Source organism: Chryseobacterium candidae, assembly GCF_004916905.1.
Lineage (GTDB): Bacteria > Bacteroidota > Bacteroidia > Flavobacteriales > Weeksellaceae > Chryseobacterium > Chryseobacterium candidae.
Map to the genome: position 1 here is coordinate 137,615 of NZ_SDLV01000012.1, position 13,258 is coordinate 150,872.

The window sequence follows — 13,258 nt, forward strand, 5'->3', positions numbered from 1 at the left end:
TGAAATTTTATTCTATAACATATTTATATAGTGTCTGTTATGTAAATTTTGTTATCTTTAATACCCAACACAAACACAAAGCATATGAAAACCGAATCAAAGACCAAGGGATCTTCCTTCCGTCCTTCACAGAATGCAGACGGAATATCCGAGAATCATCACGCAGGCATCAACCGGCTGGTTAAATTGTCACTGGTTGTAGAAGGTAAAATTATTAAGTACTATAAACATTTCACCCTTAAACAAAAAGCGGGGCACCACCACGAATTCAATCTTATTCTTGCTCACGATGCTTTGGGAGAAAGGCAAAGCCATACCCTTGAAGAAGCCAACAAATTTCTGGGTAAACGTCTTACAGCGGTCATTTCCTACAAAGATATTGAGAAAAGTCCGGAAAGGAATTTTGTCGGGATCATTACCAAAGTAGGATTCAGTCAGGAAAAAATGAGTCTGGGAAATATTGTGCTTTCCGGATACAGCCCAACGATCTTGCTGGACGGGGCTCCGCATATCCAGAGTTTTGGCGGCAGCCAGCCCGTTAATATGGGAATCATAGCCAAAGAAGTAATAAAACAGGGAATAGATAAAGAGCGGTTTGATATAAGAGTCGATACCAATGATTATTCCCAGATTATTTACAGCAGCCAGTATAACGAAACCCATTATAATTATCTGGCGAGAATGGCAGAAGCTTATGGGGAACAATTTTATTATGATGGTGAAGTCTTGCATTTTGGAAAGCTTCCTCCGCAGAATAAGCCTATAAAATTATTATATGGGAGCAATACAGATAATATTAAAATAGAACTAAAAGCTGTTCATACAAAGCCTCAGTATTATGGCTATAACAGCAGTAAACATGAAAAGCTGACTTCAGGAGAAACTCCGGTAAGCCATTTAGGCGATCTTGCCCGTACAGCATACAGTCACAATGACAAGATATATAAAACCCCGGCACTGCAGGTTGCACCTATCAAAGCAACAACGCATCTGGATATAGAGCATTCTCAAAGAAGTTCATCAGGAAGCGAGGCTGTTAATGTATTTTCAGTTTCCGGATCTACAACCGTTCCTTTTTTGCATCCCGGATGTATTGCGGATATTCATATGAGAAAGCCGGACAGCAGTGAAACATCTTATTTTACGAAGGTTATGGTGACAGAAGCCATTCATGAAATTGATACGATCGGACATTACACAGGAACTTTCGAATCCATTGCCGCAGACACGGGTTTTCTACCCAAACCGGAATTTACGGTACCGGCTGCCCAGCCACAGATTGCAACGGTAATTTCCAATACCGATCCGGAAGGCCAGGGAAGAGTTCAGGTAAGATTCGACTGGCAGATGAATGATAACACTCACTTTGTAAGAGTAATGAGCCCCGATGCAGGAGGAACCGATCAGATCACTCAAAATCGTGGTTATGTAGCTATTCCCGAGATAGGCGATCAGGTGATGGTTAATTTCATACATAGTCATCCTGACAGACCATTTGTAATGGGAGGGATGTTCCATGGAGGAATTGGCCTTGGCGGTGGAGCTGACAACCGTGTAAAATCCATACAAACGCGAAGCGGCCACAGAATCGTTTTTACAGAAGACGAAAGCATTATTATTACAGACAAAAGCGGAAATGAGATCCATCTGGATACAACCGGAAGTAATATCAACATTACAGCACCGGAAACCATGACCCTGAACTGTAAGAATATGAATATTAATGTTGGAGAGAATATGACGACGACGGTGGGAATGAATAAAGCAGACAGTATCGGATTAAATAATACTGAGACTGTAGGCGCTATGAAACTAACTTCGGTCATAGGAAATGTAAGTACATTCATTACAGGTAAACTTACTGAAATTATTGAAGGAGATGTACACAGCGAAACAAAGAAGGAAAGAAATGAAATTTCTGAAAAAGAAATTAACATTACCTCCAATGCTTCCATCAATAAACACGCCCAACAAGAAGTACAAAACAACAGCGGAGAGAGATCTAAAGCCTATTAATTATGAGCAGAACGAGAATTGTAAAAGGCACCTACAACAAAATCTCTCATGAAAATCATAATATGTATTCTCAGGAGAGTATTATTTCACGTGCCATGAAATGGATTTTTGAAAAGGGTAATGATAAAGGAGTGAGCCATAATACGCCACAATCTCCACCACTACAACAGCTTATACAATTGATTGTACAATTCAGACCGAACAAAAACTGGAAAGGGGAGTTTGGCTTTGATTGGATGAGAATAGGGGATACGAGCCTTTTTAATGATCAAAAATTTGAGGATATTGTAGCCTATCAATATGAAGATGCCAAGTTTACTACAAAAGTAAAAAATGGCAATAAATATGATGGATACTTTGAGGTTAATGAAACGATGTTTAATAACCTGAAAAAAGAGTATAATCCTTTCTCTGTTGCATGGAAAACAAAAAAAGATAAAAAAACAGGAAAAGATGTTCCTGAAGAATATTTTATACCGTGGCTATCCATCCTAAAAGATAAAGAAGTTAAGATTACTTTTTTTGCAGAAATCCAACAGGAAGCTGATTATTTGGAGTTTACCAAATCTGATTATTTTACTTTTACTCCTGATAAAATAGAAATAAAAGGTAAAAAGAAAATAGCTTTGAACGATTATGAAGTAACAGTCAAATGCATAAAAGAGTTTACAAGTAATCAGATTATAGAGTTAAAAGCATTTAAAACTGAAGCAGGTGCAACGGTTGAATCAATTGCCGGGAAAATAAATGTCTGGGCAAATGATAATACGAAACAGAAGAAAAAGGATGTAGTATTTGTTGAAATAAAAACTCCGGAATTGTCAATTGGGTCAGGGAAGAATAAACCTAATATTAATGATGAAAAAAATAGGATTAATCAATATCTTGAGCAAGCATATATCAAATTATCGGATGATTCAGATATTGTTGAATTGGATTTAACAGCAGATAAAAATTTTATTAATTTCGTAACCAATAGTGAGGTAGATCCTGATAAAAAGAGTGGTGGAAAAGAACTTCAGGACTATTTGAAAGTCCAATTGGAAAAGGCTTATCCTAAGAAATACACAAAGCATTTCAAAGCATTTTATTTTGCTGAGCATGGTTACGATGTAGGTGGACATGTTTCCGGATATTCAAATTATGGAGCAGATTATGTGGTCGTATTTAAAAGTAAAAACGATCAGACAGCAGCACATGAATTTCTTCATTCTATGAATTTAGCCCATACATTTGCAAATAAGGAAGCATCTTCTCATGCATTGTATACGTATGAGTACAAAAAGACAGATAATTTATTAGATTATTCGCATCATGGAGGGAATGACAATAAGCGATGTTCATTATATTATTGGCAGTGGAAAAAAGCCAATTCATCTATCAAATAAGTAGTTATGAATAAAATAATAATGTTAATGTGGTTGAGTATATTTATACAATGCCAATCTCAAAAAATAGATAAATATATGATACCAAGTGTTGATAATAAGTATGAAAAATTTGATATTGAAAATTTCCAAAAGAAATCAATAAGAGGTTACTTGAAAGTGCGGGAGGATAGCAATACCTACATTCAGGATTTTCAATCACCAGGTTACAGAGAAATAATTTACAATGATAATTTGTTTTATAAGGTTACTAAATTTTTCTATGGTAATGGTAATATTGAGAAAAAAGGATGTTTGTTCAATGAAGGCTCAGTAGTTGGTATTTGGTATCATTTTGACGAATCTGGCAAACTCCTTAAAGAGGAAAACATGGATGAAGGCTATGACTTAAAACCTGCAGATATTATTGCATACTGTGAAAAGAATAAAATTGATCTACCTAAAGGCTACCATGATTCTGGTTACCAAGCTAGAGTATTAAAAAAGGATTTTGAAGGCAAAAAAGTATGGAGAATTTCTCATCAAATTGCAGGCGACAAAATTGAGGAAATCATTCTGGATGGTAAAACAGGAAAAGAACTTCAAAAGAAGACAGTACCATTTTATAACCCGTAATTGCTAATACTTGTATGAACAGAGTACTAGAGCATTTAAAGAAAAAAAATAATAAGCATTTAAAATGGGATTCTACCGAAACAGTTTTATGGAAAATTCAAAGAAGATGATGTACTGTTTTTTATTTTTACCATTTTTTATTTCTTGTAAGCAAGAAATAAAAAATAAAGAGTACATAACCATAAAGGAAAGCATATTGTATTTCAAACATTTTACTTTTAGTAATATAATAAAACAGGAAGGCAGCTATAAAAAAGATGATTCTATTTTTTTCAGCAAAGTGTTTTTTGAGAACAAGAATATTTCAAATAATAAGATTATTGATCCAGAAACATTTGATGTTTTATATAATGACATTAATGATAGGAAAAAAGTATCAAATGATTATTATCTGAGAGGAGATGATTATTACTTTAAAGATAAAAATTACTTATATATTTATCAAGATGATATATCTGATAAAAATAAGTTTCCTCTTTTTTTTGTAGCTGGAAAAGTAAATGAATATAGTGTGATTGGAGGTGGATACTTACGTGTTGGAAACAAAATTTATTGTAAGGGAAATGAATTAGTAGATTAGTAGATGTGGATATTAATACTTTTAAAATAGCTATGATGAGATTGAAACATTCTGAATGATTCCAAACAATAGGATTTGACAAAAATTCAATCTATATGGAAAGTAAAAAAGAAAATAAGGAGAAATTAGATCAATATAAGAAAGATATAATAGGAATTAATCTGGATTCTCTCCAAAAAAGATATTCGGAATAATATGATTACTATTTTTAGTACTAAGCAAATAAGTTGATGGATGAGATTCAATTGTTTTAAATAAACTGTACAAAGCATTCCTATCCAGAAAAGTAATTTACTACAATATATCACCATCAGAACTAGGATTAAAAACAAAAAGACACCGTTATTATTTCTCTGATTAAAGAATTAACTATCTTTATATCATTTAGAATAAAATAGCTAATTTTAGCTACACAAAAAGAATAATTTTTGATTCTTTGAAAAAAGAGGTGAAAAACATACTTTAAAATCATCAAATCGCAAGCACAGCAGAATGCAAATATATTAATATAAGAAAATTATAAATGGGAGTACTAGTAACCAATGAAACAGTAAAGCAACTATTTCACATTGCTCAGTCGATAGCGAAGGAAAACTATAATGGAACCTATGGAGGCCCGCATATCCTGCAGGCTTTAATGCATAAAGATATCGGGCTTAATGAATTCCTGAAAAGTATAGATAAAGATCCAGGTTATTTCTATGAATGGGCAGATGTCCGTATTGAAGAATATCCGAAAACCAGCCATCTTCCGGATGAAGTAGGACAGGATGATGCGGTAGATACCCTTATTGAAGAAGCTGATGATATCCGTTTAAAATTAGGACTGGATGAGATTACTCCTATCTGCATCCTTACAGCCATTGTAAAACCTCAGGTTGTATTTTCTCTTCAGCAGTTAAAGTCACTTCCTTTGAGAGAACATGAGATCTTCAACCTGTACAGAAAAGACACTCCGTTTACCGTGTCTGAAGACGGTGATTTTTCATCATTATTTTCAAATGGTACATCAGACTACTCAGATTCTTCATTTCCTTCCATTAAAAGCTACTGTGTAGACAGAACAGCACAGGCAAGAAAAGGAGAAATCGAAAATATTATCGGCAGAGATAAAGAACTCAGAATGCTGGTGGAAATCCTTTGCCGAAGAAGCAAACCGAATGTGATCATCATTGGAGAGCCGGGAGTAGGAAAAACAGCTTTGGTAGAAGGTTTTGCTACAGAAATTATCAAAGGAAATGTCCCCGAAATGCTTAAAAACGGGACTCTCTTAGAACTTGACACCGGAGCTTTATTAGCAGGAACTTCTTACAAAGGTGAAATTGAAGACCGCCTGAAAAAAGTAATTAATGAATGCAAGAAAATTGAAAAAGCCATTCTCTTCATTGACGAAATACATACCCTTCTGGACCCGAAAGGAAGCATCGGAAACGTTGCCAACCTTCTGAAACCTGAACTTGCCAGAGGTGAAATTACCGTAATCGGAGCTACTACACAGGAAGAATACAGAAAAATTATAGAACCGGAACAGGCTTTTAACCGCCGTTTTGAAGTTTTGACGGTTCATGAACCCGATGAAAAGACTTGCGTGAAAATGATTGACGTGCTTCTTGAAGGCTACAAAAAACACCACGGTATTGAAGTGGAAAAAACAGCCCTTCCAGAATGCGTGCGTCTGGCTAAAAGATATGCAAAAGGTAAAAAATTACCGGATGCTGCTATTGACTTATTAGACAGAACAATGGCTGCCATCAAAATGCTGGATGAATTATCAGAAAAAGAACTGGACAGCTGGAAAGAAAGCTATGATGCGATTTTAACAGAAGAATATGCAGACAGCAAAGATAAAGCAGATGAACTGATCTGGACTTACAACCTGCTAAGAGACAAAATAAGCCCGATTCTTTGGGGTTCACTGAGTGAACAGCCAACTATTGACAACTCTATGCCGGTAGATCAGATTCAGAAGATCATTGAAGATACTTACGCAGAACTTTTACAGCATGCAGGCAAAAAAAGAGAAAAAGTAGACAGGCTCGAACTCGCTGCTGTAATGGCCGCCAAAACCAATATTCCCATTGGGAAGATCCAGGCTCAGGAAAAAGAAAAACTCCTGAATATGGAATCTCTTCTGCTAAACAGAGTCGTAGGACAGGATCACGCATTAAAAATCCTTTCTGATGCCATTGTTGAAAACCGGAGCGGATTGAACAAACCGGGACAGCCTATCGGTTCGTTCTTCCTTCTGGGACCTACCGGAACCGGTAAAACCGAGCTGGCAAAATCGATGGCAGAATTACTTTTCAACGATGAAAAGGCAATGGTACGCTTTGATATGTCAGAATTTAAAGAAGAACATTCCGCAGCCTTGCTATACGGAGCGCCTCCTGGATATGTAGGATATGAAGAGGGTGGTATGCTGGTTAATAAAATAAGACAGCAGCCTTACACCGTTGTTTTATTTGACGAAATTGAAAAGGCCCATCATTCAGTTTTTGATGTATTCCTTCAGATTATGGACGAAGGAAAAGTTCATGATAAATTAGGTAAAGAAGGAGATTTCAGCAATGCACTAATCCTGTTTACCTCCAATATCGGAAGTGAAGAAATTGTAAAACAGTTTGAAGAAGGAAAAATTCCGGAATCATCTTCACTGATGCAGATCATGTCGAATTCAGGACGATTCAGACCTGAGTTCCTGGCAAGAATTACAGAGATCATTCCTTTTGCACCTATCACAGAATCCATTGCAGAAAGAATCTTTAACATTCAGCTGAAATCACTTCATACTTCTTTAACAAGATTAGGAATTGCTTTAAAAATTACAGACGAAGCTGTGAAAAACCTTGCATTAGGAGGCTTCAGCAGCAAGTACGGAGCAAGACAGATCTCCGGAGTAATCCGTGCACAGCTTGCAAGACCCATTTCTAAAATGATTGTTAGAGAAGAAGTGAAATCCGGCCAAACGATTCATGTAGATTGGAATAAAGACGAAGAAAAACTGAGCTGGAAAGTAGATTAAGTATAAAGCAAAGGGGATTGGCCATCAGCTTTTACCCTTTACTTATAAATGAAATTACAATGAAAACGATTGTCAGAAATATCTTTACAGGTTTTCTATTATTAGGATCCGTTATCATGATCAACGGACAGTTTCTTGCCGCTTCCGATACCTCGGAAAACAGTGTGAAAAAGTATAAAGGTATCATTAATGCCAATAAAGATCTTGTAGAATTTATTGAACAGTTACTCCTTCAGAAAGGTCTTCCCAAACATTTGAGAAACCTGGCCCTGATTGAATCCCATTTTGACAGAAATATTACCTCGGGAGCAGGAGCAGTTGGTATCTGGCAGTTCATGACAGCCCATGCCAACCAGTATGGACTTACAGAGCAGGGGCGTACAGATATCTATAAAAGTACCAAAACAGCTACTATTTCCTTAAGTAATCTTTATAAAAAGTACAATAACTGGGTGACAGTGGTTGCGGCTTATAACTGCGGTGAAGGAAATATTGCCAAAGCAATGGAAGCCGCAGGTTCCTCCCAGTACCATGAGTTTTATAAATACCTTCCGGCAGAAACCATTAATCATGTGAAGAAATATCTTAATGCATGCTATGCAACCGGAGAGCTTCAGAGTGTATTGAATAATTATAATTCTGCAAGACTCAATAAGATTTTCTTTGAGGGAGACCGTAAAGAGACCGCTGCTTCGCTTTCAGAAACAGAGATCAATGCCGGGTTCAACCTGAACGTGGTTGCTGCTGAATTGAACGTTGATGTAGACAAAATCCTTGCATGGAATCCCGGAATCGAGGAAGAACTCCAGAAAAAAGGGGAAAGTCCATTCTATCTTCCCGTGGATCTGATGCCGGATTTTCTGCTGAGAAAAAATAAAATATTGGTTCGTTCCTTAAAAGAAGGCGGAAAGACCCAACAGTAAAATAACAGCAATACCATACAAAGCAATCAGTTGATCTGGTTGCTTTTTTATTAAGTAATCTGCTGAAAACAGATCTATTTTTTATTGATAAATTCTTAATATTTCTCACCTAAGTGTAAAATTATTGTTTTTGTTGTTGGTTTTTAGTTGATTCAAAACCTTTGTTGATGAGGTTTTGGATAGCTTTGTTAAATCCATTATCGTAGAATTACTACAAGAAATCGTAGAACTACTACAAATTTTCAGATTTCCGTTCAAAAGCTTTTTTTAGCAGAAAAGAGCTTCTATATTTGCTAACACAATCACCACATCACAAAATATTAATAACGATTAAATTTACTATTCATGGCCGAAAGAAATTCAAGAGGAATCTTAAAATTCAACAACGGAGAAGGACAGAAGCTGTTAAAAATGAACTACAGCGTATCAAGATCTACAGACGTTTCAGGACGTGTAGCATCAGATCCTTCTAATGCATTAATCAAGGTTACAGTAGAAGCTACTGAAAAGTCAGACATCCTTGAAAGCTTACTAAACGGTAAATATAAGCCGACAGTAGGAGAGATCACTTTCAACAAATCTCATGAAGAAGGAACACTGATCACTTTGAAATGGGAAAACGGATACGTCATCCAACACGAAGTAGATTTCGATGCTATTGACAGCAACAGTATGCTGATCAGCTTCGTCATCAGTGCAGAAACCATTGACTACGGTACTTCTCAGTACGCAGGACTATGGCCTTCAGCAGGTAAATAAGCCTATTCATCATCTTAGTAAAAATAAAATTGGTACAGAACAGCGGACAAGAGACGCTGTTCTGTTTTTTTATTTAATAATTAGGTTTTTTGGAATAATATTTAATATAATATATCTCTTTATAGTGTAATAATATTTATTTAGATTCTGTTGTTAATGTATTTATTATAAGGTGTTTATGTTGTTTTTTTTCAACTTAATGTCGTAGAATTGCGACAACTAATCGTAGAACTACTACATCAAATCGTATAATTACGACACTTTTTCAGATTTCCTTTCAATTGCTTTTTTTTCAAAACCAGGGGCTTTATCTTTGTTATATAATTATTGAATTACAATTTATTACTAACGATTAAAATTTACAATCATGGCAGAAAGAAACTCAAGAGGAATCTTAAAATTCAACAACGGAGAAGGACAAAAGCTGTTAAAAATGAATTACAGCGTATCAAGAGCTACAGACGTTTCAGGACGTGTAGCATCAGATCCTTCCAACGCATTAATCAAGGTTACAGTAGAAGCTACTGAAAAGTCAGACATCCTGGAAAGCTTACTAAACGGCAAATATAAGCCGACAGTAGGAGAAATTACTTTCAACAAATCTCACGAAGAAGGAACACTGATCACTTTGAAATGGGAAAACGGATACGTCATCCAGCATGAAGTAGACTTCGACGCAGTAGACAGCAACAGTATGCTGATCAGTTTCGTAGTAAGTGCTGAAACCATTGACTACGGTACTTCCCAGTACGCAGGGCTATGGCCTTCTTCAGGTAAATAATCCCATAAACTTAAATAAAAAAGAAACAGTATGCCTTTGGGTATGCTGTTTTGTTTGTATAAAAGTAGCTGTACAAAGCAAAAAATGGAAAACAGTCGAAATGAAAATAGACCAATCAGTCTTAAAACCACCGCTGCTGAAAAGTGATTGTCATATTACGTACCCCGCAACTCGGGCCTCGTACTCTGCACTCCAAAACTCAAATCCGATACCCGAAACCCTTTAACAGGCTACCAATTTTTACTCCTATTTTCTTATATTTGTTCATTATTCAAAATATGGACGCAACACAAGATAAAAGGCTGTTTCTCATCGATGCTTATGCGATGATTTTCAGAGGATATTACGCATTGATCAGGAATCCGAGACTCACCAGTACAGGTTTGGATACTTCTGCCATCTTCGGTTTTACCAATTCTCTCATAGAATTGATCAGAAGAGAAAAACCAACACATCTGGCAGTAGTTTTTGATGTAGGCCAGGCCAGTGTGAGGACGGATGACTACTCAGATTACAAAGCCAACAGAAGCGAGACTCCTGAAGCGATCAAAATTGCTGTTCCATACATCCATAAAATTCTGGAAGCAATGCATATCCCGATTCTTGGAGTGGAAGGATATGAAGCCGATGATGTCATTGGGACTATTGCGTGCAAAGCAGAAAAAGAAGGATACACCACTTTCATGGTGACGCCGGATAAAGATTTTGCACAGCTGGTTACCGATAAAATTAAAATTTATAAACCAGGCTTAAAAGGCGGTGATATTGAGATTCTGGGAGTTGAAGAAGTAAAGGCAAAATATGAGATTGAAGATCCAAAGCAGGTGATTGATTTCCTGGCCATGATGGGTGATGCAGTAGATAATATCCCTGGACTGGAAGGAGTAGGAGAGAAAACTGCCATGAAATTCCTGAAAGAATTCGGAAATATTGAAACGTTGCTTGCCAATACCGATAAGCTTAAAGGAAAACTGAAGGAAAAAGTAGAAGCTTCTGCGGAGCGTGGTATTTTGTCTAAAAAATTAGCGACTATCATCTGTGATGCTCCTGTAGAATTCCATCAGGAACAATATGACCTTGAAACTCCGGATTTTGAAAAAGTAAAAGAAGTCTTTGATGAAATAGAATTCAGAAGACTATATGAAAATCTATACAGAGCTTTTGCTCCTTCCACTACAGAAACATTAGTGGTGAGTGAAGTAGAAGTGAAGCAGAGTCCAACAGGAGCAGAAGTTAAAGGGCAGGCGATGCAGCTTGACCTTTTTGCCAATTTCGAAGAATTGGAGCAGGCTACTTCTACAAAGTCTACCATTGAGAATAATGATCACCTTTATCAGTTTATCAATAATCCGAAAGCACAGAAAAAACTGGTCGAAAACCTGCTCCAGCAAAAAGTAGTTTGTTTTGATACAGAAACTACTTCATTAAATGAGCTGGAAGCAGAATTGGTAGGAATGAGCTTCTCTTACAAGAAAGGACTTGCTTACTATATTCCACTTTCTGAAAACAGAGAAGAAGTGTTGCAGACCCTGGAAATTTTCAGACCGTTTTTCGAAAAAGAAGACCTACTGAAAATTGCTCACAATCTTAAATACGATTATAAAGTTTTAAAACAATACGATATCACCGTGAAAGGGGCCATGTTCGATACCATGATTGCCCATTACCTCCTGAATCCGGACGGAAGACACGGGATGGATTACCTTTCAGAAGTATACCTGAACTATAAACCTGTATCCATTGAAACCATCATCGGAAAAAAAGGAAAAAAACAGGGGACTTTCAGAGATGCTGATCTGAGAACGCAAACAGATTACGCAGCGGAAGATGCAGATATAACTTTCCAACTGTATGAGCTTTTTGCACCACAGCTTAAAAAAGAAAATCTGGAAGAGCTTTTCTACAATATTGAGATGCCTCTGATGGAAGTGCTCGCGAAAATGGAACTGGCAGGAATTTCTCTGGATGAAAAATGGCTGGCTCAGGAAAGTGTTGACCTTGAGAATGACCTGAAACAACTGGAAGCAAAGATTTTTGAACTTTCAGAAGAAGAATTCAATATGAATTCACCTAAACAACTGGGAGAGATTCTTTTTGAAAAATTACAGCTGGATCCGAAAGCCAAAAAAACAAAGACCGGACAATATGCAACCTCAGAAGATGTTCTTCAGAAGTTATCTTCAAAACATGAAATCATCAAGCATATCCTGGAATACAGAACCTATCAGAAATTAAAATCAACCTATGTAGACGCTCTGCCTTCACAGATTGAGAAAAAAGATAACAGAGTACATACCAACTTCTCACAGACTACAGCCGCTACAGGCCGTTTGGCAAGTGTAAACCCGAACCTGCAGAATATTCCGATCCGAACGGTGAGAGGGCAGCAGATTCGTGGAGCTTTTGTTTCCGGAGAAGGGAAAAAGATTATTTCTGCCGATTATTCACAGATTGAACTTCGTTTAATTGCTGAAATTTCAGGAGAGGATAATATGATTAAAGCCTTCCAGGATGGAGAAGATATCCACGCTTCTACAGCAGCCAAACTCTTTAAAATTCCTTTGGCTGAGGTGTCTAAAACCCAGAGAAGTCAGGCTAAGACTGTAAATTTTGGGATTATCTACGGACAGGGAGCTTTTGCTTTGGCTGAGCAAACGGGATTATCCCGTACAGAAGCTAAACAAATGATCGAAGCTTATTTCGAAACGTATCCGAAACTGAAGGAATATATGGCAGAGCAGGTGAGTAAAGCGCGCCAGTTAGGATATGTGGAAACCATATTGGGAAGAAAACGTCATCTGAAAGATATCAACTCTAATAACTTTGTGGTAAGAGGTCATGCAGAAAGAAATGCTGTAAACGCACCTGTTCAGGGAAGTGCGGCAGATGTTGTAAAGCTTGCCATGATTAAAATAGACCGAGAATTGGAAGAGAAACAGCTTAAAACAAAAATGCTGCTTCAGGTACATGACGAACTGGTGTTTGAATCTCCGGTAGATGAGATTGATACCGCTTCAAAACTCATCAAAACTGAAATGGAAAGTGCCTTAAAAACACAGGTTCCATTATTGGTAGAAATTGGAGTAGGGGACAACTGGTTAGAAGCACATTAATAAACAGAACGTATCCCTAACGATATAAAAAACTTCCGCCTTTTGGGCGGAAGTTTTTTGT

Annotated in this window: 9 protein-coding genes; all 9 read left to right on the forward strand. The window is 36.8% G+C overall.

Features of this window, described 5'->3' with window-relative positions; genetic code table 11:
- Positions 1-84: 84 nt before the first annotated feature.
- Positions 85-2,016 carry a type VI secretion system Vgr family protein gene (locus EK417_RS07070; RefSeq protein WP_136521730.1) on the forward strand — a complete coding sequence of 644 codons (1,932 nt, stop codon included), beginning with the start codon at positions 85-87 and terminating at the stop codon, positions 2,014-2,016.
- A gap of 2 nt (positions 2,017-2,018) precedes the next feature.
- Positions 2,019-3,404 (forward strand): hypothetical protein, encoded by a 1,386-nt coding sequence (locus EK417_RS07075; protein ID WP_076596269.1) that lies wholly within the window; start codon positions 2,019-2,021, stop codon positions 3,402-3,404.
- 6 nt (positions 3,405-3,410) lie between these two features.
- Positions 3,411-4,019, forward strand: coding sequence for a toxin-antitoxin system YwqK family antitoxin (locus EK417_RS07080; RefSeq protein ID WP_083688853.1), 609 nt, complete (start codon positions 3,411-3,413; stop codon positions 4,017-4,019).
- 88 nt (positions 4,020-4,107) lie between these two features.
- Positions 4,108-4,599: a hypothetical protein gene (locus EK417_RS07085; protein ID WP_136521731.1), complete on the forward strand. Its 492-nt coding sequence runs from the start codon at positions 4,108-4,110 to the stop codon at positions 4,597-4,599.
- 523 nt (positions 4,600-5,122) lie between these two features.
- Entirely contained in the window at positions 5,123-7,621 is a 2,499-nt protein-coding gene (locus EK417_RS07090; protein ID WP_136521732.1) for an ATP-dependent Clp protease ATP-binding subunit, read from the forward strand.
- A 59-nt stretch (positions 7,622-7,680) separates the two neighbouring features.
- Positions 7,681-8,544: a lytic transglycosylase domain-containing protein gene (locus tag EK417_RS07095; RefSeq protein WP_076596273.1), complete on the forward strand. Its 864-nt coding sequence runs from the start codon at positions 7,681-7,683 to the stop codon at positions 8,542-8,544.
- 345 nt (positions 8,545-8,889) lie between these two features.
- Complete coding sequence (gene tssD, locus EK417_RS07100) at positions 8,890-9,303, forward strand: type VI secretion system tube protein TssD (RefSeq protein ID WP_062675331.1); 414 nt, start codon at positions 8,890-8,892, stop codon at positions 9,301-9,303.
- Positions 9,304-9,670: 367 nt separating this feature from the next.
- The gene (gene tssD / locus EK417_RS07105) at positions 9,671-10,084 is read left to right on the forward strand and encodes a type VI secretion system tube protein TssD (protein WP_076596274.1); all 414 of its coding nucleotides are present in this window, start codon (positions 9,671-9,673) and stop codon (positions 10,082-10,084) included.
- Positions 10,085-10,362: 278 nt separating this feature from the next.
- Positions 10,363-13,197 (forward strand): DNA polymerase I, encoded by a 2,835-nt coding sequence (gene polA, locus EK417_RS07110; RefSeq protein WP_136521733.1) that lies wholly within the window; start codon positions 10,363-10,365, stop codon positions 13,195-13,197.
- The last annotated feature ends 61 nt before the right edge of the window (positions 13,198-13,258 follow it).